This is a genomic window from Leucothrix arctica, from assembly GCF_003172895.1.
Classification (GTDB): domain Bacteria; phylum Pseudomonadota; class Gammaproteobacteria; order Thiotrichales; family Thiotrichaceae; genus Leucothrix; species Leucothrix arctica.
The window spans coordinates 48,874-75,137 of the sequence record NZ_QGKL01000006.1 but is presented as its reverse complement, the minus strand read 5'-3'; the positions used below and the strand labels follow the sequence as shown (position 1 = coordinate 75,137).

Sequence of the window (26,264 nt, the reverse complement as noted above, 5' to 3'; positions counted from 1 at the left end):
AGGGTAGGGTTTTCTCCCCTTTTATGATGAAAATAGGCTATGAGTCATGTTATTTAAAGTGAGCTTATAGTACCAGCATGTTGGTTTTCATAAAGCGGTGACGGTTGATGATGGGTTGCGTGGGGTGGGGCTCGCAGCCGACCTTGGGCGAGCGTAGTGGTTGTTTCATTAAGTACTGAAAGTTTGCTGCTGAATTTATTAAGCATGCTTACGTTTTTTTCCATTCGTTCATGACGATGTGGGTGGTGATGGTGCCGATATTAGGTATGTTGTCTAGTTTGCTACGAATATCGTGCAGCATACTTAGTGACTCTGTTTCTGCGTAGAAGACTAAGTCTAAGTCTCCGCTTATCCCATGGCATACTTTTATGCCGTTGATGAGTAGGGCGTGTTCTGCAATAGACTCGCAGTGGTATCCGCCGTGTCGTACTTCAAAGTAGGCTTTTACTGATGTCGTTGTTTGTGGTTTGCAAATGACTTGGTATCCCAATATATCCCCATTGTCTTCCATACGCTTGATGCGTTCAGAAACGGCTGAGCGAGAGAGGCTAACGCTTTCGGCAATCGCAGAGACACTTTGACGTGCATTGCGCTGTAGTTCGTTGAGAATTTTTTGGTCAAATTTGTCCATTTGTAAAACCTTGTGACGATGTGCTGCTTTATTCGGGTGAATCACGACAAACCGTCGGCGCTAACGGCAAAGTGATTCAGGGGCATACAGTAAACTATTGCTTTAATCGGGGAAATGAAAATGACAGGACTTACTCCAACAATTACCCGCTGGCAAGGTGTCGGCTTAATGGCAAGTACCTTGCTTGGTACGGGCGTTTTTATATTGCCTCAACTCACGGTGAATGCGGCTGGCGCGTGGGCGTTGTGGACGTGGGCTTTATTGGTGGTAGCTATTTTGCCGCTAGGTTGGGTGTTTGCAGTGTTAAGTCGAGACTTCCCTCATGCGGGCGGGCCTGCGTTTTTCGTGCAGGAGGCCTTTGGTATTCGTTACGGGCATATCGTTGGACTAATGTTTGTTTGCGTTGTGCCGTTGGGCGCACCTGCTGCGCTGATGATGACGTTTGAGTTCCTCAAGCCATTGATTGAATTATCCCCGCTTCAAATAATGATCGCGCAGGTGGCGGTTATTTTAGGAATGTTCTCTATCAATCTTAAAGGTATGCAGCTGTCTGGGAAGATTCAGTTGTATATCACCTTATCCATTGCGGCGGTTGTGTTTGCAATGATCGTTGCTTTGTTGGTGGGAACGGGTGAAGTAGCAGTTGCTGAGAACTTAAAGCAAGGTTCTGCCACTGGCGTTATGGCGGCGGTGTCGTTGGCAATTTGGGGGTTTTTGGGGATTGAAGCGATTACACATTTGTCGTCTGAGTTTAAGAACCCTAAGAAGGACTTTGTGCCTGCGGTGATGATGGGTGTTGCGTTGGTGGGTGTGGTTTTTGTTTTTTGTACTTACTTATCGATGTTTGACCCAAGTGCGGACTTGGCGATGGTGTCTGCTTACCAAATGTTACTGGGTGATAGTGGTCCATGGGTGATTGGAATCTTGGGTTTGGTGAGTGGTTTTGCGACGGTGAATGTTTATTTTTCGAGTGTGGCGCGTTTGGTTTGGGTGTTGAGTAACGATGGAGTATTGCCTAAGGCTTTGGGTACGACTAACCAACACGGCATACCTCAACAAGCACTGTTAGTGGTGCAGGCGATTTCTATACTTATTATTTTTGGTACGTTTATTAGTGACCAGCCTTATGAGCAGATTGTTCGTTGGGTGAATGGGGTGTTTGTGTTTATTTATGCTTTGTCGATGATGGCGGCTTGGCGTTTGTTAGGGAAGAAGCATCGCCCTGCAATTGTGTTGGGCTTGTTGGTGTGTGCAGTGTTCTTTTATTGCTTGGGGCCTTCGATGGTTTATGGCTGTTTGCTGGCTGTTGTATTGTTCTTTTGGGCACAGAGGTTTCATCGAAAGGTTGTGGCTTAGTTGGGTGTTTGTACCAATCTGAAACCGATGAGGGTGTGTTTTAGGGTTGAGGGTCTGCCGTGTCTTGCCGCGGGTCTACAGACGCCACAGCCTTTGTCATCCCATGAGCCACCTTTGACGATCATTCGGTTGTTGCCTTGTTTGCTTTGTGTCCATTCGAATACTTGGCCTGCTGCGTCTTGTAGTCCAAATGGGCTTGCGCCTTGCGGGAATTGACCGACTGGGGCTGTTCCAAATTTACCGTTGTCGTGAGTGTTTAGACGCGTTGCGTCGAAGGTGTTTCCCCATGGGAAGTAGTTTCCGTTTACGCCTCTAGCGGCCTTTTCCCATTCTACTTCGTAGGGTAGTCGCCAGTGTTGTCCTGTTTTTTTGCTTAGCCACTTTGCGTAGTTGCTTGCGTCATTGTGATTAACGAGTACGACTGGGTGGTTGGCCTTTTCTTTGGGGTATTTACCGTCGTGCCATTGGTAGGCCTGGATGCTTTCATAGCTGTGGTTTACACCGTAGCTTGCCCATTGTGCTTTGCTTATTTGGGGAGCAGGGTGCTTGGTCTCGGTGATGAATTCTTGATACTGCGCCATGGTGACTAGGTTACGTATGATTCGGTAGGCGGCTGTGTTTACTTGCTGTTTTGGGAACTCACCCGCGTACCATTGCTGCTGGCGAGTGCTTGAGTGACCGTAAGCTGCTTCGTCCAGTGCGTAGGCGGTTTCGCGCTCTATATCATCAGAGCCTTGTATGAAAGTGCCTGATGGTATGTTGATGAGCGTAGGTGTTTCTGCCGATACTGTCTGGCTAACGATGCAACTGAGTATTAATCCAAATAAGAATTTCATTGTGCCTCCTTGTTTAGATCATACGTGGCTGGCTAGAAAATTGATGTATCTTGGTTTTCTAGCCAGCCTCGGGTACTTACATTGCTCTGTTATAACGACTTCAAAAAGCTGAGTATTGCTGTTTTATTAGTACTACTCTGGCCTTCATAAGCTTGCTTAGAAGCCTCACTTTCACCACCATGCCATAAAATAGCTTCTTCGATTGTACGTGCGCGACCATCATGTAAGTAGGCATGATGCGGTGAGCAAACTTCATTACCTTCTCCTCCAATGGGGTTAACCACGCCACCGGTAACGCATGCAGCTAAACCTAAGCCCCACAATGGTGTTGTACGCCACTCATTTCCGCTGGCATCGCCTTCACCTAAGTTATCAGCTAAACTCTCTCCCATGTCATGCAGCAGCATGTCTGAATACGGGTGAATAGTTTGGTCGCGGACTTCTGCAAGTGGATGAAAAGCACTCGTTTGAAGTGTTTCGGTGTGGCATGCCGCGCAACCAATACTCTTAAACAAGGTTTTACCTTGCACAATGGTTTGGTCTTCTGAGCCTTTTTCCCATCCACGCTGAGGGCGTACACCTAGTGTAGACAAATATAACGTCAGGTCTTCTAAGTTCTGATCATCCATCAAAGGGGAGTCAGCGCCACAGTTACTTTGGTTTGACCCACAGTCAGGGTTTGGCATCATAGATGTACGAACACCCATATCGGTATTCAAAGCTGAAGCTGCTTGATGTTGCACACTTATGGTGGCAGCTTTCCAACCAAAACGACCTAAGCGTGTCAGGCTTGGGTTGGTGGGGTCAGCTATGCGGTTAGCACGCCCAGAAATACCATCACTATTTGTGTCGTTTACATCTTCTCGTGCCAAAATTGCTGACTCTGGTACCGCTTCAAGCAAGCCTAGCCCGACAAGCCTCGGCGCTATACGCGCGGAGAATGTTGCTGGAGTGCCCTTGGTGAACTGGTAGTTTGGAGATCGTAAGCCATCAGTCTCTGTCCAAGAAGCAATCGAAACATCACCTTCACCACTTGATCCATTGGGTTGAAGTACACGACCGATATCAGGGTCGGGGTTACCCGCAGCATCTCCCACCTTAAACACCCATTTGTCTAACGACTCACCATTCTCAGCCACTGGAGCGCCACCATTTCGCTCATGACAAGCAGTACAGCGGTCATTTACAAACTTCGTTCCTGTAAGGCCCACTTGTTCAGGGAAAACACCATTTTCTGGAATCTCATCATGCTGACCATCGATAGTTGATGAGTGAAGTACACGGCGGCCTAGCAAGAAAGTTTGACCGTTGTCGTAACCCAGATTAGTCGCCATTTGCAAAAAGTTATCATTGGGCTCGTTAGTGTATTGATAATGTATGCTGGTCTTGCCACCTAGCAGGTATTCTTCCGGTATTTTGTTACTGTCTTCACGGTACCCCACACCAGGAGCTGATGCATACCAAGGAACAATTCCTTCACCCACAATGTAGAGAAAGGTGGTGCCATAGTAGTTAGCCTGACCACGAGGTATACCAGATGCGCTAAACTGACTGATTTCAAACTCCAACTTATCACCCAGTTGAATGTCTCTACCCAAACGAGTGTTGTAACTACCCACCTTTTGGTAGTTGTAATGAGTACCATCAAAGCCTAAGTCATTCATCACGCCGTTACTGGCGTATTGTGCAACCGTTGTAATTCCTTGATACCACCAGCGGTTTTCAGCTTCGATTGGGCTTAAAGGGAAGAGTGTACGAACATTCATTTCAATGGTACTACCGCCTTTAGCGACATAATCTACAATTTCAATATTACTAGAGCGGTTCTCGAAATAGAACGCGATATAATGATCATAGGCTTGGAATTCGTCTTCACGTGCATGCCGTGTTCGGGGGCGATCTGACCAGCGTGTTACTAAGGCATCTCCTCGGTCAAACTGACTATCAGGCTCCAAAGCTGTAGACGTATCATACAAAGGAACGATCTCCCCAGTATTTGTTACAACAGGGCAGCCAGCAGTATCAACATTCGTTTGGGTTGATGTATTTGGACAGTCATCGTTGCCATCAATGACACCGTCTTTGTCACCATCTTCTATTGTGACAATAACAACAGTACATCCTTCATCATCTACACTATCTGTCTCGGGTGTATTGACGCACTGATCTAAACTGTCATTCACTCCGTCATTATCGCTATCTGGAAGGGGAGTGCCTGGGCTACCGTAAACCTCTACCTCCAAGATGGAGTATCCCCAATTATTACCCACACTGCGTGATGTACCTTCTATTTTCACATAGCGATAAACACCTGATACGTCATGTTTATCAGTACGCAGGCCGAAAGCTCCATCCGAGAAACTTGCTAAAGAGACCCATTGGTTATTATCATTTGAGCCCTGTACCGTGTAGGTTTTAGCATTGGCCGCTTCCCAATAAATAACAACTTCACTTAGCGCAAAAGTACCGCCTAAATCGAGCGTCAAAGTACTTGGGTCAATGCCATGCTGCGACTCCCAGCGAGTCGTTTTGTCACCGTCAAGTGCCAGTGACGCGACTTGTAGAGCTGAGGATGCTGTTGCGGTAGCAGTCAATTTACTTGGCACTGCGTCGCAGCCATCACTATCGGCGCACTGATCATCTTCTGAGTCTGAGACTACGTCTGCTGGGTTGTCATTGGTAGAAGAGTTAGTGCTGTCTGATGAGTCACCACTACCGCCGCAAGCAGTTAACGACAAGAGGAAAAATATCAGAAGTGGCGCCAAGCGAGAGGTGATCATAGGTCATTACCTGTAATTATTTGCTTGCACCCTAACATACTTTTATGGAATGCTATATAGCACTTATGTGTGTCTATAAATTTACTGACGTCACGAATACAAGAATAAGAACAATAGTCCATTGGAGATAAAATGGAGTTAAGCAGAAGGCTATATGATGTGTAACCACCCAAAGAAACTGATACCAATATTTCTATCAGCATTAGTGTTGAGTGGTTGTGGTTCAGTACTTCGTAATACTGAAAATGGAAGGGAAATGGAAAAAGGTGACGAGGCCGGGGTTGGCTTAGCTTATTACTCCGAATGGCCGGCGCTGACAAGCAAAGTAAAAACGGACCCGAAAATAGAATCTGCAATTAGCAGTATTCTCAGTCAAATGACGCTGCAAGAAAAAGTCGGTCAGATGATTCAACCGAATCTCAGTCAGGTAACGCCTGCAGAAGCCAAACAATACAAGTTGGGCTCGCTATTAAGTGGTGGTGGTTCTTGGCCGAATGGCGACAAGCATGCGAGTGCTAAAGATTGGGTAGTTGCAGCGGATAGTTACTGGGTAGCTTTGGATGATGCGTATGAAAACCGCGGCTTTAAAATCCCTTTTATGTGGGCAACCGATGCGGTTCACGGACACAACAATGTGTATGGTGCGACGGTGTTTCCTCACAATATTGGTCTAGGTGCGGCTAATGACCCAGACCTAGTGTTTAGGATTGGACAGGCGACAGCGAAAGAGGTCGCTGCAACAGGTTTGGATTGGACATTTGCACCAACAGTTGCCGCACCACGAGATTATCGTTGGGGGCGTGTTTATGAAGGGTACTCAGAAGATCCTGAAATCATTTATAACTATGCAGGCAAGATGGTCGAAGGTTTGCAGGGTGATAGCGTTGGCTTAAAAACTGATACGCAAGTGATTTCCAATGTGAAGCATTGGGTGGGTGACGGCGGAACCAAAAATGGTGTTGATCGGGGTGAAACATACTACTCCGAAGAGCATTTAATTAACGTCCATGCCGTGGGCTACTTTTCTGGTCTGAGCGCTGGCGCTCAAGTGGTGATGACTTCATTCAATTCTTGGCATGATAATGAAAATTATGACCAAACGGGTTCTGGACGTTATAACAAGAAAGTCCATGGTAGTAAGTATCTCGTTACTGATGTTCTAAAAGGCAAACTTGGTTTTGACGGACTGGTAGTCACTGACTGGAATGGTCATAGTGAAATAAACGAGTGTACTTCAGCTAACTGTCCTGCCGCGGTAAACGCGGGCAATGATATCTTCATGGTGACTGAGCGTAACGACTGGAAGGGTTTTTACAAGAATGTAATTGCTCAGGTTAATGACGGCATTATTGCAATGTCTCGTATCGATGATGCGGTGACGCGTATTCTGCGAGTAAAAATGCGTGCTGGATTGTGGGAGAAGCCTATGCCATCTAAGCGCTCTCTGGCGGGCGATGATAAGGCTTTAGGAGCTGAAGAACATCGTGCATTGGCGCGTGAAGCGGTCAGTAAATCACTGGTTCTATTGAAAAATAATAATGGCGTACTGCCATTGAAGCCCACTCAAAAAGTGTATCTAGCCGGTAGTGCTGCGAATAATATCCAAAAGCAAACTGGTGGTTGGTCAATCACTTGGCAAGGTACTGAGAATACGCTTGAGGATTTCCCCGACGCGACCACTTTAAAAATGGCGTTGGAAAATCAAATAGGCGCAGAAAATATCCTCACCGATCTTTCTAAGGTAGACGAAAATACAGTTGCAGTGGTGGCGATTGGGGAAGACCCTTATGCAGAGAGTGTCGGTGACATAAAGCCTCATCAGACACTGAGATTTTCAACGCTTAAAGCAAGCTATGCAGCTGACCTTAAAACTATTAAAGACCTGAAAGCCGCTGGGATGAAAGTCGTGACGGTGTTCATCTCTGGCCGTCCAATGTATGTGAATGAGGAAATCAATCATTCCGATGCCTTTATCGCAGCTTGGCTGCCTGGTACTGAAGCGGGTGGAATTACCGATGTCTTGTATCAGGAGGATGGTGCTGATTTCAGTGGGCACTTGTCATACAGCTGGCCTAATAAGGTATGTTCAACGACGATCAACCGTGTCCCGCCTAATATCAAAGACTATGTGATGCCAGCGTGGGAGCAGAGCCTTGAAGGTGAGCATGCCCCCGTCTTTGCATTTGGCTATGGTCTGACTTATTCCGATAGCTCTAACTTAGCCCCGCTAGATTTAGATGATCGTGGCTATGGTTGTGGTCAGAAAGAGCCAGATAATGGTGTAGCGACGATGCCGTTGTTTGTTTACGGGACTGCATCTGGCAGCGAGTTTTTACTGCGTGTTGCAGGTGCGGAGAATGACTGGAAAGGCATTGATGTGTCTGGGCAGACGGTAACGGATCAGGGGGCAGTATCTACTACTCCGATTAACTATCAAGCACAGTATGATGCCGTTCACGTGAGCTTCAATGGCAAGAGCCCAGCACAAATTTATATGCAGACCGACGACTCGACAGGTAGGGACTTGCAGAGTTATTTAAATGCAGAATCAACCCTGCAATTTGATATCAAAATGTATAAACAGCCAACGTCAAAACTCATTATAGCGCAGCACTGTGTTTATCCGTGTCGGGCTGAGATGGCGTTAAATGATCACCTACCAGCAAGTTCTAATGAGTGGTCCACTATGAAGGTTCCATTGGCTTGCTTTAAGGATAAGGGCGTGGATTTTCAGAATCTGAATACCTCTTTCCTGTTATTTAGCGATGGAAAGGCTGAGTTCGATTTGGGCAATATTAGAGTTGTCCCCAAAAGCGTTGATGATGCTGCTGATGCGTTAAGTTGTAAGGCATTAGCTGGATGATCATTTTGATCATATCACCAAGATAAGAGATTTATATGAAATACAGAAACAGTTATTTAGGCGTAATGTGTCTATCTTTAGGGCTTGTCGCTTGTGGCGGAGGGTCTAGCTCAACCTCAGGAGAAGTCGTAGTTGATACTACCGGCGAAAGTCGAACTTCATATGAAGGTATGACGCTAGTATGGGCGGATGAGTTTGAGAGTGAGACGTTGGACTTAAGCAGTTGGTCTTATGATGTGGGGGATGGTTGTCCCAGTTTGTGTGGATGGGGAAATAATGAGTTGGAGTATTATACGTCATCTTCTGACAACTCATACCTTGCTGATGGCAACTTAGTTATAGTTGCAAAGTCTGAGAATATCCAAAATTCAAGCTATAGTTCGGCAAAACTCATCACTCGTGGTAAGCGGGAGTTTAAATACGGGCGTATTGATATTCGGGCGAAGATGCCAACAGGACAGGGCCTTTGGCCTGCGATTTGGATGTTACCTACGGATAACGTCTATGGTAGTTGGCCTGCTAGTGGCGAGATTGATATCGTCGAGTTAGTAGGACATGAGGCTGATAGAGTACACGGTACCGTTCACTTCGGCCCAGCAGTTGGCGTTAGCCAAAATAGTGGCAGTTCTTACTCATTGGCAGCGGGAGAGTTTGCTGATGATTTTCATGTATTCAGTACGGTATGGGCAGAGGATTCTATTCAGTGGCTAGTTGATGATGTCCGTTACCATTCGATTTCACGCGCTAGCGTTGGCGCCACTGTGGGTACGGAGAACTACCCATTTAATGAGACGTTTTACTTGATTTTGAACGTAGCAGTGGGCGGTAACTGGCCGGGTGCGCCTGATGGCACTACAGAGCTTCCTCAATCAATGACTGTTGATTATGTTCGTGTGTTTCAGGATACAGAATAACGCTTAAGTATTAAGCAGCTGCCGACTTATTTTTTGCCGTCGCGCAGCTGTCTCTTATGATTAAATGGGCAGGAAGAGCAATGTGTTGTTGCTCGATTGTCTTACCATCAATCAACGCTTTCAAAATTGAGAAAGAGTGCTTTGCTATTTCATCAATGGGTGATGCAATCGTCGTAAGCGATGGGACGATCTGCGCGGCAACATCAATATTATCAAAACCAATAATGCTAATGTCTTCGGGAATATTTAAACCTTCCTGTCTGAAGTGTCTAATTGCGCCTAGCGCCATAGAGTCATTCGCACAGATTACTGTGGTTGGAAGCTCATCCAACGTTAAAAAATACTCTGCGCCTTCGATCCCTGATTGATAGGAGTAATTCCCATTAAATACCAAGGACTTATCAAGTTCTATCTTGTTCTTACGTAGGCCGTACTGGTAGCCTGCGTAACGATTTTTACCAACATCAGAGTCATCTAGACCCGTCATAAATCCGATTTTGCTATGGCCTAGTGAGCAGGCGTAATCAACAGATTCAACATCGGCATTGAAGTTATCTATAATAACCGATGGGATGACTTTGTCAGCGGCACTGTTTTCAATCACCACGACAGGAACGGACTGTTTCATTTCCAGAATTACGTGTTCAATTCTAGGGATACAGGTCGCGATGACGCCATCAACTTTGCTTAGTGTCCGATTCAAGCGATCAGGATTATTATCTGAAAAATAAACAACAGAGTAATCATCCTTTGCTGCGACCTTTTCGATAGCATCGAAAATTAGTGAGTAATAAGGGCTGGAAATCCCAGCAATCATAGTCGCATCGAGGAAGTAGCCGATGGTGTAGTTTTTGCTGCGCTGAGGCTTCTCATAGTTTACATAGGTTCCCTTTGTAGGAACCTTATAAAGCACGCCTTGTGTTACAAGGTTTTCAACCGACTTACGCACAGTCATGTAAGAAACACCGAGTTGCGCTGCCAATGTGCGTTCACCAGGAAGTTTGTCGACAAGTTCTTTCTTTTTGATCGCCGCTTTTATGTGGTTTTCAACAAAAATATACTTTGGTGTTGTGTCACTCATAACATTCTCTCCAAATGTATAGATATGTCATATTATGCTTGTTATTTTATAATAGGGGCTTTGTAAAGGCTATACGCTAACTTGTTTAACTCTAAATAGTTAGGTGACAGCTCTAGGGTATGTTTTTAATGAAACATAATAAATTAGTTGCTGCTACATAGCAAGTTATGTGGTTTGGAAAACATCTAAAACTGATATTTTCCACAGCTTGATTTGTGTAATAACTTTTGTGCTTGACTTGGCCGATATATAAATAAATATATTTTATTTCAATAGGATACAGTTTTTATTTTTTACTTTATTTCAACTCCCTTAATTCACAGAATTCTCCTGTGGGTGATCTACCTAAACTTTTCACCTCTTCTTCATGAGTCGAAATCTGTTTTCTTGACTTGTTATTTATTGCATGATAAAACTGCTATATAGCAAGTGGTAATCTAATTGGTGTTTCTAATTTTATTGTCAAATAGAAGGACTCATGAGCTATGAATTGAATATCAAACAAGGAGGAGAATTGTGGTGTTAGTGGGCTTAAATCACACCTTTAATAGATATTCAAATGCGCATAATTTAAAGGAGAAAATCTTACATGAAACGACTTATTACAGCCGCGGCGATCTCGGTCACGCTATTTGTTGCGGGGTGCTCGAGTGATGCCACGCCTTCAGCACAAGCAGACGCACCATCTACTGATACACCTTCCACAGATACACCAACCACTCAAGTAACGTTTGATGGCCTTCTACTTGGGAGTGCCGGTGGGTTTGATACGGTAGGTGAATGGACTAGCGATAATGGCAGTGTCAATATCGTTGATGATATCGGTAATAATGTTAATTCGGTTGTTATCCCAGATGGTACAGCAACGCCTGACGCGCCTTGGAATCGAAACTTTCAACACGTAGTCACACTTACACAAGGTGAGTCGTATACAATAAAATTTAAGGCTAAGTCTGATAGAGATAGAGATATTCTTGTAGGGATTGGTGAAAATGCGTCACCTTGGGCAAATATAAAAGAAAGCGTGACTTTGTCTACTGAATGGCAAGATTTTGAAGTTACTTTGGCTGCCGCTGATTTTGGCGGGGCGGACGTAGAAAGCCGCATCTTTTTTGAGCTTGCGAATGCAGATGGATCGGTGTTGATTGATGATGTCTCAATTGATGTAGCGAGTGAAACACCACAAGTAGGTACTGGCAGCGTTTCTCTTCCCGTTACTTTTGAAGATGATGCCTTAGCTTACACTTGGGAAGGCTTCGATGGCGGTCAAGCTACGATTATTGATAACCCTCAAACCACAGGCAATAGCAGTGCAAAAGTAACCCAGCTTGTTAAAGGCGAAGGGCAGCCATGGGCCGGAAGTTTTCTAACACTTGATACACCCATTGATTTTACTCAAGGTGAATTGCTCACTGTAAATTTCTGGTCAGCTAGTTTAAAGCCTGTATTAGTTAAATTAGAGGGAAGTCTTGCAGAGGCTGAGGTAACTGCTAGTCATACGGGTAGTGGCACTTGGGAGTCATTAGAATTTGATTTCACAAGTTTGACCAGCGCTTTAGGTGATGTTGTTAAAGTCACGGTTATTGTTGAAAACGGTGCCGCAGGTGATGGATCAGCAGACTGGACATTCTATGCAGATGATTTTGCACAGGGTACTGCTGAAGTAACGGCAGAGCCAACTGAGCCAACTGAACCGGTTGCATCTTCAGCTGCTTTTGACTTTGAAACGGCAACAACGACTTCAACCTGGTCTGTTTTTGAAAATGATGATAATCCAGCATTAGAGATAATTGCTAACCCAGTCTCGGGTGAGGGAAATACCTCGGCGACGGTTGCTAAATTTACAGCAAGACAAGCGGGTCAGCCTTGGGCTGGAACAGAAACCGCTCACGGTGCTATCGGGCCATTTATCCTAAGTGCTGATGAAAGCATCATAAAGATATTGGTTTATAAGACAGTAATCAGCGATGTTGGTATTAAGCTAGTGACTACGTCTGGAGGTGCTCTTGGAGAGTTAAAAGTACCAAATACTGTCGTTAACCAATGGGAGGAGTTGACCTTTGATTTCTCTGGTTATATTGGACAGGCTGTTTATGCTTCAGAGCAAGTTGATCAAGTTGTTGTCTTCCCAGACTACAATCTAGATGGCCGCGCGGCAGACACCGTCAGCTATTTTGATGATATATCCTTTGACGTGCCAGTGGGTGGGGAAACGCCAGTTGTAGACTCAGCTGCTGCACCAGCGGATTCGGCTGCAACGCCGCCAGCACGAACTGCAAGTGATGTAATCTCAGTCTACGGTGAGGCATATGCCGCAACCGCTGGTTTGAACTACAACCCAGATTGGGGTCAGTCAGGTGTTAATGACTTGAACGATTCTTACAATCCAGGCGATGGTGATTTATCGTTAGCTTATGTGAACTTCAATTATCAGGGCACAGAGCTAGCAGCCATTGATGCTTCAGCGATGGAGTATTTGCATGTTGATATTTGGGTGCCAGAAGGAACCGATCGTTTGGTGAAAGTGAGCCCAATCAATAATGGTACCGGAGCAGGTGAGGTACTGGTTACTGTTCCAGTGACACCGGGTGCTTGGAATAGTGTGGACTTACCTAAGAGTGCCTTTACGGGAATGACTTGGGACTCTGTCCTACAGATGAAGTTTGACGGTCAGTTTAATGGCGATGGTAGTGCAAACACTGAGTCGTTTGATGTGTACTTAGATAACATCTACTTCCACAAAACTGGCGGTGACACGACGTCAACGCCAACTGATGAAGACGATACAACTACGCCAGATGATGGTGATACCAATCTTGTGACTGATGGTGACTTTGCAGCGGCAGGCGAATGGACGAGTGATAATGGAAGCGTAAATATCATCGATGATAATGGAAACAGTGTTAACTCAGTGACTATTCCAGATGGTACAGCGACGCCGGACGCACCTTGGAACCGAAACTTTCAACAGGTAATTCCTATTACGCAGGGTGAGTCTTATACAGTCATGTTTAAGGCAAAGTCAGATAGAAGTAGAAGTATCTTTGTAGGAATTGGGCTTAATCAAGATCCTTGGACTAACGTTAAAGAGAGTGTTGCTTTGACGACAGATTGGCAAGATTTTGAAGTCACATTAACGGCTACTGATTTTGGTGGCGATCTAAACCGTGTCTTCTTTGAATTGGCAGGCGAAGATGGGTTGGTTGTGATTGATGATATTTCAATCGTCGGAGCTACGGCAACGGTGACTCCACCAGAAACAGCTACAGGCAGCGTTGTTCTTCCTGTTACTTTTGAAGATGCTGAGCTAGCTTATACATGGACAGACTTCGATGGTGGTGAAGCAACGATAATAGATAACCCGCAAGCCGCAGGTAATACCAGTGCAAAAGTGACCCAGCTAGTTAAGGGTGAAGGACAGTCATGGGCTGGTAGTACGCTAGCGCTTGATACAGCAGTCGACTTTACTCAGGGTGATTTGTTCACCATGAACTTCTGGTCAGCTAGTCTAAAGCCAGTGTTACTGAAGTTAGAGGGAAGTCTTGGAAATGTTGAGATTACCGCTAATCACACGGGTAGTGGTGAATGGGAGCTATTGGAGTTTGACTTTAGTAATTTGACCAGCTCTTTAGGTGACGTTGTCAACATGACCGTTATTGTTGAAAACGGAGCAGAAGGCGATGGCTCTGTAGACTGGACTTTCTATATTGATGATATTGAGCAAAGTGTCGTTGAGGATAGTGGTGTTGAAGGCGTAACGGTACCGGTTGATTTCGAAAGTGATAGCTTAACTTTCAATCTGGAAGATTTTGATGGTGGTGTAGCCACTATTATTGATAACCCTCAAACGACAGGAAACAGTAGTAGCAAAGTAATCCAACTGGTTAAAGGTGTTGGTGCTGTATGGGCTGGTAGTGTGTTAACACTGGATAGTGCGATTGACTTTACACAGGGTGAGTCGTTTACGATGAACTTCTGGTCAGCTAGCGCAAAGTCGGTATTGTTTAAGTTTGAAGGTACTGGTGGCAATGCAGAAGTTTCTGCAAATCACAGTGGTGGTAGTGTCTGGGAGTCGTTGACATTTGACTTCTCTGGACAAACAGCTGCCTTAGGTAATGTTGTTAGAGTAGTTATGATCGTTGATCTTGGTAACGAAGGTGATGGTTCGGAAGCATGGACATTTTATGCCGATGACATTGCTCAGAGTGCTGCTGAACCTTCATCAGCATTAGCGACTATTCAAGTTGGAATGAATGATGCCGCTGCTGCAACGTGGTCTTTTGGTCAAGCTGAAGCGCTTAATAAAGTGAGTATTTCAACGAGTAGTACAGCTTATGAAGGATCAGAGTCACTGAGGTTTATGCACAATGGTGATCAGGACTGGGGTGGTTTTTATACTGTCTTTAGTCCGGTATTAGATCAAAGTAGTAAAACTAATCTGGTTTTTGCATTATCAAATGTTCCAGACACGGTTAGCTACTTAGGTGTGAAGCTTGAGAGTGATGGTGTAGGAACGGATAGCCAACTTAATATCCTAAACTATACGCCAGTAACGACAGGTGATTGGGATGTTTACTCTATCCCGTTAGCAGACTTTGTTTTGTTTAATGGTCAATTTAATCCAGCGGTTATCAAAGCAATTGGTTTCTGGAACCCAACAAGTTCGGGTGAAAGTGCACCTCCATATGTTGCCGTTGACATCCTGATTGATGGTATCAATTTTGAATAGACCGTAAGTGTTAGTAGCAAAAGCCACCGCTTAAAAACGGTGGCTTTTGTGTTTTAAGGAGGCGATTTGTCAGCCTCAAATTTTCAATGAATGCAGAGCAGTGATAAATTTATGACTAAAATTCAGATTATACAAACATCAGAACAAGGGGATAAAGTCACCCCCAAAGCTAGTATTTCCATGCAGACAGGTAGCGCCAATGGCAATACTATCAAAGTAGACTTAGACAAAAAAAAGCAGACTTTACAGGGTATCGGTACCTCTTTTACTGAGTCCTCGGCTTTTGTTCTCGCACACCTTGAGCCAGTAAAGCGAAAGGAAGTTATGCACAATATTTTCTCTGAAGAGGGTGCTAACTTCTCTATTACTCGTACTCATATAGCCTCTTGTGACTTTTGTGTAGAAGGCCATTACTCCTATGCCGACACGGAAGAAAATAAGGATCTGAAAGACTTCTCGATTGAAGTTGATCAGGATGGTTTTTCGGTAGATAAATACTCGGGTATCAAGGATAGCTCTTTTGATCTGTTGCCAATGATAAAGCAGGCGCAATCTATTAAGGCGGCACAGCAAGATACCGAGCTTAAAATAGTAGCGTCAGCTTGGACAGCTCCGCCTTGGATGAAAGATAACAATAGTTGGCATGACGTTGGAACCGAAGAGAATGGGTTTCAAGGGTACGGTGGTGCGCTAAAGCCAGAGTGCGAGTCTGTTTATGCGGATTACCTAGTTAAATACCTAGAGGCCTATCGCTCAGAAGGTGTCGATATTTGGGGGCTAACACCTGTCAATGAGCCAGGTGGTAATAACGGAAACTGGGAAAGTATGCACTTCACCCCAGAGACTCAAAATACCTTCATTAAAAACCACTTGGGCCCCAAGTTAAAGCAAAGTGGTAATGAAGCTATCAACCTAATGATGTTCGACCATAACTCGGGTGCGTTAGAAGATTGGGCTGACACGATTTTAGGTGATGAGGAAACCAATCAATACGTTTATGGCTCAGCTGTGCATTGGTATGAAGGTACTAAAAAGGTGTTTGAGGACGTCTTTGACCGAGTTCATGAGAAATACCCAACATTCCCAATTATCCATACCGAAGGTTGTATCGACGACTTGGGTAATGATGCAAAGCCGGGGATTCAAGATCCGATTAGATATAAAGAATCAGGCTGGTTTGATAACGATGAGTTCTGGTGGAACGAGAATGCAACAGACTGGGGCTACAGTGCCGATTGGGAAAGTGTGATCGTTGAAGATCATCCTATTTACGCACCCGTACACCGCTATGCACAGCACATAATTACCGGTATGAACCACTGGCTTTCAGGGTGGATTGATTGGAATATTGTATTGGATAAGCGCGGTGGCCCGAACCATGTTGGCAACTATTGTGGCGCGCCGATTATGATTGATACCGACTCGGGATATGTTTATTACACACCCGTTTTTTCAATTTTAAAGCAGTTTAGTCAAACCATTCGCCCGAATGATGTGGTGGTGGAAACTAGTCTTAACCTTGAGTCTGACTTGAAGGGGGTGTTAATTGCTAGTGCATCAATCAGCCCTCAGAAAAAGTTGAGCGTTCAAGTGTTTAACTCTGGGAAGCAGCCTCTTGATTATGCATTGCAAGTCGGTGAACAGCATGCAGAAGTTGTTATTCCTGCCAATACTTTGCAAACACTTGTTGTTCAGCTATGAATCAATTGCTCTGCCAGTAAGGGTTGCTAGATAGCAGATTTTGTTGGCATATATTTTCAATAAAACACTTATAAATTGTGGGTTTATAAGTGTTTTATTGTTTTTATTTTCTTGACAATTATGTCTGTTTTGTACAAACTGCTATATAGCGGTATATTGTTATATAAGTGCCGCTAATCACCAAATACAATGGGAGAGGAAATGGAAACTCTGAGAAATAATATTTCTTTCAGAAAGCTTAGCGTCGTCTTATCGCTAATGATGTGCTTATTTTTAAGCAGCCCATCATTCGCACAGTCACCACAAGTGGTCACTACGCAGCAGGACGCTCAAGGCTGGAAATTAAAAGTTGATGGTAATGACTTTTACATCAAAGGTGTGGTCTGGGGTTACTCTCCAAGAGGTCAAAACTACACATTCAATCTTTGGGCGCAGCCCGAAGCAACCATTCGCAAAATCTTGGATTATGACTTTGGCTTGATGAAAAAAGCGAACGTCAATGCAATCCGTTCATTTGCAACCATCCCTCCTAAATGGGTGACCTACGTCTACCAAAAGTACGGCATTATGACGGCGATTAATCCGTTGATGGGTCGTTACGGTGCGAGCATTGGTGGTACATGGCGTCCAAATACAGACTACGCAGACCCACTTACCCGTAAAACACTGAAAGAAGAAGTGCTTAAAGACGTCCGTAAGTATAAAGACGTGCCAGGTGTACTTATGTTTGCCTTGGGTAACGAGAGTAACTACGGTCTTTCTTGGAAGAGTTTTGAAATCGAAAACTTACCGGAAGGCGAACAAAATAAAGCGCGTGCAGAATTCCTCTACAGCTTGTTCAATGAAGTGATCGTCGAGGGAAAAAAGATTGACCCCAATCACCCATTCACTATTGTAAATGGCGACCTTCAGTACATCGATATTATTGCTAAGTACCGAAAGAATTGGGATTTGATCGGGACTAACACCTATCGCGGAATTAGCTTTACTGACCTATGGTCAAAAACTAAAGCTAAGCTAGATTTACCGATTGCCCTGTTCGAATTTGGTAGTGACGCATTTAACGCGAAAGAGTTTAGAGAAGACCAAGTCGCTCAAGGTACTTACTTGAAAGGGCAGTGGGATGAGATGTACCAAAAGAGTTATGGTCATCGACAAGAAGGTAATTCGATTGGTGGATTTGTATTCCAGTGGCGTGATGAGTGGTGGAAGTTCGGACAGACAGTGAATTTGGATAAGCATGACCGCAATGCGTCTTGGGCGAATGGTGGTTACGCGTACGATTATGTCAAAGGTCAGAATAATATGAATGAAGAGTGGTGGGGTATCACTCGTCTTGGACCTATTAATAAAGCCGGTATCTATACTACTCAACCAAGAATGGCATATGACGTGTTAAGTCAGGTTTGGAAGGTTGACCCATATGCCGCTGACAAAGCTTCTGTTCAAAGCGCATTAAAGCGAATCGATATGAAATCACTGGCAGCAGCTAGTGAGAAGAGAGATCGTCATATTATACGAAAAGAGCATGCGAAATTTAAGGTTTCAGGCGGTAGTTTGAGAGTCGGTCAGCTTGCAGGCACACTTCGTGAAGACTGGAATGCGAATGGTGAAGACGGTGTAAAGTATAGTCGTGAAGTCATGGGGAGTGTTGATTTTGAGTTCAATCCAACCCGAAATATTGAAGGTAGTTTCACTGTTAATGTGACACCAACTGCATTTGAGAGTGACTTTGAAAAACGCTATGGCGATCGTGTTAAAGACGTTGGACTAACCAATGGCGGTAACAAGGTTGAGATATATGACTTTGAAGTGGGATACACGGGAAATAGCTTCGATTTATTGGGCTTTTATCATGTGCCTCGTTATCACTGGGGAGACAAAGGAGACTTCTTTGGTCTTCTTAGAGAAGCAACGGATATGGAAGGTCAGGATATCTGGAACGCTAAAGCACCTTCTGGATTCGAGTTTTCGGGCAAAAAAGGTTGGATGGATGGCTTAACCGTTGTTGCGGGTCCTGAGATTTATTGGGGTGCTAACCCTAAGGCAATGCTGAAGTACCAGTTTGGTAAAAATAAGCAATATAGCTTTATTCACTCAGAGGATTTGTCTGAGGAAGACTCAACAGGTCTTGGGGAGTCAAGCAGTAGCAAAACGCGCCAAACGACGCTACAAGCAAAATTCCAGCCTAAGCCTGGTATGGAGTTCAGAGTAGGTGGACTGATGTCTGGTACACATAAGCTTGGTGATAAGTATGATCGTCTAGACGGCAGTGATGTGGTTCAGGCAGAAGTTAAATGGCAAGATACATTAGCTTATAAGGCAAAATTGACTTGGGATGCCGCTTCTAATATTCAGGCTTATACTGCCGTGACTGAAGCAGGTATTGTTGCCGATGGTGGTGACCCCATTCTTGAAGAAGCGAGCCAGCTACCTTACTCTGGTCTTGGAAATAAAAGAGAGTTTGAAATAGGCATGAAAGTTACACGAGGAAACGTAAGTATTGTACCTCGCCTGTTTTACAGAGAGAATATTGTTGATGCAAATGATGACCCTCAAGCGTCACGAACTGAAGGGAATCTTTTCTACACAGGTATCGATACGCGTAATACCAATGATGACCCGTTTGCTGTCTTGGGTAATCGTGCGGCTAAATCAGCTGAGGTTTATCTGACTTATGATCCAACACCAGGGACTTATTTTTATGACTGGGATAACGACCTACGAGAAGACGCAAAGTTTGCCTTTAATATCGGTGTAACTGCGACGAGTTATGGGACGGGTACTGACTCATCGGTGTATTACAACGATGATGTTGAGGGGCAAGTTAGTTCAGGTGGCTCATTAGCTGCTGAAGATGTTTGGCTGCTAAAAAGTAAGATGGTTTTCAATCCTAGGTCTGGTTCTAAGGCAGTGATAAACCTTGAAGCGGGTAGACAACAGCCGACAATGAAATTTGCGGGTGAAGCTGCTGACACGAATGAGTATTACAGTGCCCAAGGTAAATACATTCTGAATGATCAGCATATATTCTCAGCGACTTATAAGAAGGATGCTTGGGGGTCTTACAATTACCAACGAGACTTCAATATTAAATACCCAGACCAAATCGAGCTGGCTTATACCCGACTGTTGAATAAAGGTAAGACTGAGGCTACGTCTAGTAAAGTTGGTGTAAAAACCTTGTATCGGACTTTGGATGAAAACTCTGAAGACGATTATTACCAAGATGGGCTGAATGAAGACATGCTCGAGATACAAGCATTCTTTGAATATAACTTTTAAGTTGAAGCGTCAGGAGGATTACAAATGAAATATTTAACAAACCAGAATGGTCATTTTGAAAAGTCTAAGGCGTTTCAAATGGTACTTGCGGTGTCGCTAATAACCGTGTCTCTTGTCGGTTGTGGCGGGGACTCTGGATCGGATAGCGGTCAGATAGCGAATTATATCGAGCTACCAACAGATGAATTCACATCGTTGTATTGCGAGGACATAGGAGTGGGTGAAGAAAACTGTGTACTTTACGATCCAGTAAACCCTTATGCAAATGCCTTGGTAAACGATATCACTAAGTGGGATTTAGCCGCTGATGCGCCTTCCTTTAAGTCTAAGTTTTACCTTTGGGCAACGGCATTGGTCAATAACCCTCAAGGTGAAAACCAGTTTTACACGGCGGATAGTCTTCATAACATCTACAGAGAAGAGGGCAGTGTTCTCGCTCAGGAGCAAGCTAAAAAGGGCTATCGTTCGGTATTGGATAACTTTTATGGCTCAGTGACGTTTACTGGACCTGTTAGTGCTCAGACTGAAAACTTGTTGAGAAACTGGGTTGCTGACCGCTTGGTAAACCCAACAGCGATAGGGTTACCTCAGTTGTATGATGACCAGTCATTAGCCATTCAATCGCTGGACGATTGGGGGTATTTGTATAATAGCGGTACCCAGACCCTTTCAAAAAAGACCAACTAACTCGATTCCCCTTGCAGCAAAGGCCTTGTCAAACCAGGTCTTTGCTTTTTTAAAAAGCTAAAGATTCCTTAGGGAGATATCATAAAGATGGTTCCACCAGCTGTTAAAATACCAAATCATGAAATGACTACCGATTTAAACTTAATGCCAGATGCTTACGGGGAGTTTATTACCCGAGGCAATGAACGCTTTTATGCGATTCGTAATGTTGACCAAATGCCTGCATTTTTCATTAGTGTCGTATCTAATAGCGACCACTGGCTGTTTGCTTCTTCCAATGGCGGAATTACCGCCGGACGAGTATCACCTGATTCGGCCTTATTCCCTTATGGCCCAGTCGACAGAATCGAAGACAGCGCTGCTCATACAGGCTGTAAGACTATTCTCAAAGTGAAGCAGCAGCACTCGGCTGTTGTGAACTGGGAGCCGTTCAACGAAGAGCAAACAGACAAGTATGAGTTAACAAGGAATCTTTATAAAAACACACTTGGTAACAAGCTGTGCTTTGAAGAAGTTAACCATGACCTTGAGTTGGTTTTTCGCTATACGTGGATGACATCCGATGAATTTGGGTTTGTGCGTCACTGTGAGCTGGAAAATTTAGACAGAAATGTTGTTGATATCGATATGGTCGATGGGTTGCAGAACCTGCTAGCCGGTGCAACACCGAGAGAAGTGCAGTCTTCTTCAAGTAATCTTGTGAATGCGTATAAGTGGAATGAACTAGACCTAAAATCGGGCATTGGATCATTTACCCTATATTCGGGAATCAGTGACCGAGCTGCACCTGCGGAATCCATGTGGGCAAATACGGTATTTTCTATTGGATTAGATAAACCTACTGTCTTACTCTCATCGAAACAGTTAGCTGCATTTCGCAAAGGTCATACGCTAAAGCCTGAAACTTGCATTCGTGGTTTACGCGGTGCGTATTTGGTTAACAGTAGTTTCAAGCTGGACGCTAGTAGCGCTAAAGAATGGCAGTTGATTGCGAATGTGGAGCAAACGCAAACGCAGGTAGTCGCATTACGCCAAAAGGTAGTTCAGGAAAAGAAAATTGAGTTAGCCATCGAACAGTCAGTTGCTGAAGGTTCTGAAGATCTTATAAAAATCATTGCAGCAGTAGATGGTTTTCAGCTGACCGCAGAAGAAAATGTCAGTGTTCATCATTACGCCAATGTACTGTTTAATAGTATGCGTGGTGGTGTTTTTGATCAGCAATATAAGATCGATAAAGCAGACTTTATGGGGATGTTGAGTCACTTCAATAGCTCTGTTTATGAAAAGAACCGCGCACAGTTAGAGAACAGTCCTGCATCAATGGAGCTGAGCGACTTCATTGGCACTATTCAGGCGTGTAAAGATTTAGATCTCGAACGTTTAGCCTATGAGTATTTACCGATTACTTTTGGTCGACGTCATGGTGACCCAAGCCGTCCGTGGAATGAGTTCGCTATTAAGCTGAAAGATGAGCACGGTGACCCACTGTTGTCGTACCAAGGTAACTGGCGTGATATTTTCCAGAACTGGGAAGCGTTGTTATTTAGTTACCCTGAGTTTGTTGAAAACATTATCGCCAAGTTTGTGAATGCGAGTACGGTAGATGGTTACAACCCTTATCGAATTACCAAGCAAGGGATTGATTGGGAAGTTCAGGAAGAGGGTAACCCATGGAGCTATATCGGATATTGGGGTGATCATCAGATCATCTATCTGTTGAAGCTGCTGGAGCTATCCTCAAACTTCCACCCTGGCAAGTTAAACCAATTGCTAAGGCACCCCATCTATTGTTACGCCAATGTGCCGTATCGAATTAAGCCTTTTGCATCTATGTGCGAAAACCCGAAAGATACAGTAGATTATGACTTCGAGCTCTCTGCAACTATAGATCAGCGAGTGAGCACGATAGGTGCTGATGGCAAGCTGTTGTTAGACCAAGATGACAAGGTCTATCAAGTAAACCTTCTGGAAAAGCTGCTTATCCCGATACTCTGCAAGCTAAGTAACCTAGTGCCAGATGGTGGTATTTGGTTAAACGCACAGCGCCCAGAGTGGAATGATGCAAATAACGCATTAGTAGGTCATGGCTTGTCGATGGTGACGTTGAACTACTTACGTCGACATATCTGCTTCTTACAAAACATATTAGAGTCAGAGCAGGCGTCGTTTGAGTTATCCAACGAAGTCGCGGTTTGGTTGACTGAAACTACCGATATTTTTGGAACGATTGCGAGTAACTACAAACAAGGTGAGTTAACGCAGGAGCGTCGATTCTCTGTGTTTGAAGCATTACAGCAGTCATCAGATCAGTATCGTTCAGCGGTTTATCAGCGTGGTTTTACAGGTAAAACTGAGCAAACCATGGAGAGTGTTAAGCAGCTATTTGCTAACGCACTTGAAGTCATTGACACTTCTATCGAGCATAATAAAAGAGAAGACGGTCTTTACCACGCTTACAATTTATTAAACCTGAAGGATGGTTCTTTGGGTGTTGATTATCTTTATCCAATGCTTGAAGGGCAGGTGGCCGCACTGAGCTCTGGAGCGCTACCTCTGGATGAAGCAGCAGGCATGCTTGAGTCACTGTTTGAGACGAGTTTGTACCGCGCTGATCAGCATACGTTTATTCTTTATCCTGACCGTGACTTACCTGGCTTTTTCGAAAAGAACAGTATTTCTCAACAGACAATCGATACTTACCCAGCGTTGTCAAAACTGTTTGCCTTAGGGGAAAGCAGTATTCTGGAGAAAGATGTTGAAGGTAAATATCACTTCAATGCGGCTTTGACCAATAAAGAAGATCTTGACCAGGCCTTTAACCAGCTAGTGATGACTCATGGTGATGAGTATGAATCGCTGCGAAGTGATGTTCAGGCGCTCTACGAGACCGTGTTTAATCACAAAGCATTTACAGGCCGCTCTGGTGGTATGTTTGGTTTTGAAGGTTTGGGTAGTATTTATTGGCACATGGTGTCGAAGCTATTATTGGCTGCGCAAGAAAACTACTTTGAGGCGAAAAAACAAGGGGCTGATGCGGCACTAACTCAGCGTTTAGGTCAGTCATATTATCGAGTACGTGAAGGTATTGGTTTTAATAAGACGCCAGCTGAATACGGCGCCTTTCCTACCGATCCTTACTCACACACACCAAAACATGCAGGTGCACAACAGCCGGGCATGACTGGCCAAGTGAAAGAAGAGGTATTAACCCGCTTCGGTGAGCTAGGTATTCATGTGAATGACGGGCAGATTCAAATTGATACGTGTCTGTTAAGAGAGAGAGAGTTTTTAACGGAGCCAGTCACGTTTAACTATATCGACTCACAAGGGGATAACAAAAGCATCGATGTGCCGATATCTGGCTTAGCGTTTACTTGGTGTCAAATCCCGTTTGTCTATCTATTAAGTGACCAGAAGCAAGCAGGTATTACTATTGAGTTTGCAGATGGAACGCAACAGCACCTCACTGAGTTATGTTTATCAGCCGCGTTGAGTGATGAGATCTTTAGGCACACAGGAAAGGTCAGCAGAATAACGTTCAATGTAACTAGTGACTTGTTATTCAAGGGTTAATAGGGTTGGTACTGAACTAACTGTTAGTCTTTTTTAAGGTCGTTTTACTTGACAGTATGTTAAAAAACCACCATATTGCTATATAGCAGTGTGGTGGCTAATAAATGCTTATAGAGCAAGTGTTTACTTAAATAAAACTGCTAAATTATATTCAAAGTGTGTGGAGGAAAAATGAATCGTATCTTACCGGGTCTACTATCGGGCCTAATGCTTATGGGCTCGTCAGTGCATGCTGAAGAACCTAAAAAGGGTGGCACTGTAACAGGGCCAGTCATCGCCAATACGCTGATAGAGAACTTTAATCCCTATACTCAGCAGGCTGGTGCAAACCCATCACGTGGGTTTATTTATGAGCCAATGCTGTTCCAAAATACATTGCGCAATAAAGTTGAGTATCGACTAGCAGAGTCGTTTGAATACTCTGACGACCTGAAAACAATTACCTTTAAACTACGAGACGGACTGAAGTGGTCAGATGGCAAGCCGCTGACGACTGAAGATATTTTGTTCTCGCATGGTATGGCAAAGAAAGATGCCAAGATTGATGTCTATGCACTATGGCAGGGTGATAAGCCTAAGCTAAGTGGCATGGAAGCGCTGGATAAGCAGACCATTCGTTTCACCATGGCAGAGCCAGATTCCAGTGTTCATGGTCTAATTGCTGCGCATTATATTGTGCCAAAACACATTTGGTCTGAGCAAAAAAATCCTGTTGAGTTTAGAAATAAAAAGCCGGTGGGTAGTGGTCCATTAACCGAAATTAAGAATTTTAAACCACAGCAAATGATTATTTGTCGCAATCCAAATTATTGGGCTGCGGGTAAACCACATATTGATTGCCTGAAGCTAAGACAGTTCAAAAGCAATGATCAGGTACAGACTGCCTTGATGCGTGGTGAAATCGACTGGGGTTCTAACTTCATTCCTGATGTTGAGAAAACCTTTGTTGCTAAAGACCCTGAAAATAACCATTTTTGGTACCCAGCAGGGCCTACCGTCAGTATTTATCTAAATACTAAACGTAAGCCAATGGATAACTTAGCCTTCCGTCAGGCTTTCAGTATGGCGCTGAATCGCCCTGAAATTGTTGACCTAGCGACGTATGGTTATGCTTCAGTGAACCCGCATATCACAGGAATAGGTGACTTTTTCAGTGAGTGGTACGACGATGAAGTGAATGCGAAATACGACTATCTTAATGAGTACAACCCTGAGAAAGCGAAAGCGCTGTTAGACGAAGCGGGCTACAAAGATATCAATGGTGATGGTCTGCGTGAAAACCCAGATGGTAGTGAAGCCAAGATCAAAATCATGGTGGTAAACGGCTGGACGGATTGGGTACAGACAGTGCAGATGGCAACGGAATACCTTCGTGAAGTCGGTATTGATGCTAGTACCCGAACGGTCGAAATTGGTAACTTGATTGAAAACTTCAAAAAGTCTGACTTTGACGCAGGTATTCTTTGGGGAGATGTAGGTTCAACACCACATTCTGTTTACCAAAATGTACTGCATACCAAAGGAAAAGGCGTCGCATTACAAGCAAGCCACGGTATCTTCAGTGATGAAATGGATAGCTTGCTGGATGAGTTTACACGTACGACAGACAACACTCGTCAACGTGAAATTAGTGCCAAACTTCAAGCGTTCGTTGCGAAGAACCTAATGTTGGTGCCGATCTTCTCAAACCCTGAGTGGTATCAGTACAGCACTAAGAAATTCGCGGGCTGGCCTACGGCAGAAGACCCTTACATCAATCCACGATTTTATGATGACGGTTCACGTGCATTAATGATCAATAAATTGTATCTGAAATAGGGTTGGATCT

General features: G+C 44.3%; 13 protein-coding genes. 9 read left to right on the top strand and 4 right to left on the bottom strand.

The genetic code is table 11. From position 1 onward, the window contains the following. Positions 1–208: 208 nt before the first annotated feature. The gene (locus tag DKT75_RS01245; protein ID WP_109821620.1) at positions 209–631 is read right to left on the bottom strand and encodes an Lrp/AsnC family transcriptional regulator; all 423 of its coding nucleotides are present in this window, start codon (positions 629–631) and stop codon (positions 209–211) included. Between the two features lie 120 nt (positions 632–751). Between DKT75_RS01245 and yjeH the strand changes: the two genes are divergently transcribed. Beyond that, positions 752–1,987, top strand: a complete 1,236-nt coding sequence (yjeH, locus tag DKT75_RS01240) for an L-methionine/branched-chain amino acid transporter (protein WP_109821658.1) — start codon at positions 752–754, stop codon at positions 1,985–1,987. Here yjeH and DKT75_RS01235 read toward each other — a convergent pair. Both DKT75_RS01235 and DKT75_RS01230 read right to left on the bottom strand, forming a co-directional pair. After that, a complete protein-coding gene (locus DKT75_RS01235) occupies positions 1,984–2,823 on the bottom strand; it encodes a formylglycine-generating enzyme family protein (protein ID WP_109821619.1) in 840 nt (279 codons plus the stop codon). The genes yjeH and DKT75_RS01235 overlap by 4 nt on opposite strands. An 89-nt stretch (positions 2,824–2,912) precedes the next feature. Continuing rightward, positions 2,913–5,603, bottom strand: coding sequence for a di-heme oxidoredictase family protein (locus tag DKT75_RS01230; protein ID WP_211665111.1), 2,691 nt, complete (start codon positions 5,601–5,603; stop codon positions 2,913–2,915). Between the two features lie 154 nt (positions 5,604–5,757). On the opposite strand from DKT75_RS01230, the gene DKT75_RS01225 reads away from it, so the two are divergent. Continuing rightward, a complete protein-coding gene (locus DKT75_RS01225; protein WP_245923030.1) occupies positions 5,758–8,466 on the top strand; it encodes a glycoside hydrolase family 3 protein in 2,709 nt (902 codons plus the stop codon). 35 nt (positions 8,467–8,501) lie between these two features. Next, positions 8,502–9,380, top strand: a complete 879-nt coding sequence (locus tag DKT75_RS01220) for a glycoside hydrolase family 16 protein (RefSeq protein ID WP_109821617.1) — start codon at positions 8,502–8,504, stop codon at positions 9,378–9,380. Positions 9,381–9,390: 10 nt separating this feature from the next. Here the strand turns inward: DKT75_RS01220 and DKT75_RS01215 are convergent, their stop codons facing one another. Continuing rightward, a complete protein-coding gene (locus DKT75_RS01215; RefSeq protein WP_109821616.1) occupies positions 9,391–10,461 on the bottom strand; it encodes a LacI family DNA-binding transcriptional regulator in 1,071 nt (356 codons plus the stop codon). Between the two features lie 589 nt (positions 10,462–11,050). On the opposite strand from DKT75_RS01215, the gene DKT75_RS01210 reads away from it, so the two are divergent. From DKT75_RS01210 to DKT75_RS01185, 6 genes are all read left to right on the top strand, one after another. After that, positions 11,051–15,190 carry a carbohydrate binding domain-containing protein gene (locus DKT75_RS01210; protein ID WP_109821615.1) on the top strand — a complete coding sequence of 1,380 codons (4,140 nt, stop codon included), beginning with the start codon at positions 11,051–11,053 and terminating at the stop codon, positions 15,188–15,190. A gap of 111 nt (positions 15,191–15,301) precedes the next feature. Then, positions 15,302–16,891: a glycoside hydrolase family 30 protein gene (locus DKT75_RS01205; RefSeq protein ID WP_211665109.1), complete on the top strand. Its 1,590-nt coding sequence runs from the start codon at positions 15,302–15,304 to the stop codon at positions 16,889–16,891. Between the two features lie 201 nt (positions 16,892–17,092). Further along, the gene (locus tag DKT75_RS01200) at positions 17,093–20,176 is read left to right on the top strand and encodes a glycoside hydrolase 5 family protein (protein ID WP_109821613.1); all 3,084 of its coding nucleotides are present in this window, start codon (positions 17,093–17,095) and stop codon (positions 20,174–20,176) included. Positions 20,177–20,200: 24 nt separating this feature from the next. Next, complete coding sequence (locus DKT75_RS01195; RefSeq protein ID WP_109821612.1) at positions 20,201–20,863, top strand: hypothetical protein; 663 nt, start codon at positions 20,201–20,203, stop codon at positions 20,861–20,863. A gap of 87 nt (positions 20,864–20,950) precedes the next feature. Continuing rightward, a complete protein-coding gene (locus DKT75_RS01190; RefSeq protein WP_211665108.1) occupies positions 20,951–24,436 on the top strand; it encodes a hypothetical protein in 3,486 nt (1,161 codons plus the stop codon). 171 nt (positions 24,437–24,607) lie between these two features. Next, complete coding sequence (locus DKT75_RS01185; RefSeq protein WP_109821611.1) at positions 24,608–26,254, top strand: ABC transporter substrate-binding protein; 1,647 nt, start codon at positions 24,608–24,610, stop codon at positions 26,252–26,254. Positions 26,255–26,264: the final 10 nt, after the last annotated feature.

What these genes read in the sequence shown, in the direction of transcription:
- DKT75_RS01245 (WP_109821620.1), bottom strand. Translation starts at nt 631, where the DNA reads ATGGACAAATTTGACCAAAAAATTCTCAACGAACTACAGCGCAATGCA.
- yjeH (WP_109821658.1), top strand. Translation starts at nt 752, where the DNA reads ATGACAGGACTTACTCCAACAATTACCCGCTGGCAAGGTGTCGGCTTA.
- DKT75_RS01235 (WP_109821619.1), bottom strand. Translation starts at nt 2,823, where the DNA reads ATGAAATTCTTATTTGGATTAATACTCAGTTGCATCGTTAGCCAGACA.
- DKT75_RS01230 (WP_211665111.1), bottom strand. Translation starts at nt 5,603, where the DNA reads ATGATCACCTCTCGCTTGGCGCCACTTCTGATATTTTTCCTCTTGTCG.
- DKT75_RS01225 (WP_245923030.1), top strand. Translation starts at nt 5,758, where the DNA reads ATGATGTGTAACCACCCAAAGAAACTGATACCAATATTTCTATCAGCA.
- DKT75_RS01220 (WP_109821617.1), top strand. Translation starts at nt 8,502, where the DNA reads ATGAAATACAGAAACAGTTATTTAGGCGTAATGTGTCTATCTTTAGGG.
- DKT75_RS01215 (WP_109821616.1), bottom strand. Translation starts at nt 10,461, where the DNA reads ATGAGTGACACAACACCAAAGTATATTTTTGTTGAAAACCACATAAAA.
- DKT75_RS01210 (WP_109821615.1), top strand. Translation starts at nt 11,051, where the DNA reads ATGAAACGACTTATTACAGCCGCGGCGATCTCGGTCACGCTATTTGTT.
- DKT75_RS01205 (WP_211665109.1), top strand. Translation starts at nt 15,302, where the DNA reads ATGACTAAAATTCAGATTATACAAACATCAGAACAAGGGGATAAAGTC.
- DKT75_RS01200 (WP_109821613.1), top strand. Translation starts at nt 17,093, where the DNA reads ATGGAAACTCTGAGAAATAATATTTCTTTCAGAAAGCTTAGCGTCGTC.
- DKT75_RS01195 (WP_109821612.1), top strand. Translation starts at nt 20,201, where the DNA reads ATGAAATATTTAACAAACCAGAATGGTCATTTTGAAAAGTCTAAGGCG.
- DKT75_RS01190 (WP_211665108.1), top strand. Translation starts at nt 20,951, where the DNA reads ATGGTTCCACCAGCTGTTAAAATACCAAATCATGAAATGACTACCGAT.
- DKT75_RS01185 (WP_109821611.1), top strand. Translation starts at nt 24,608, where the DNA reads ATGAATCGTATCTTACCGGGTCTACTATCGGGCCTAATGCTTATGGGC.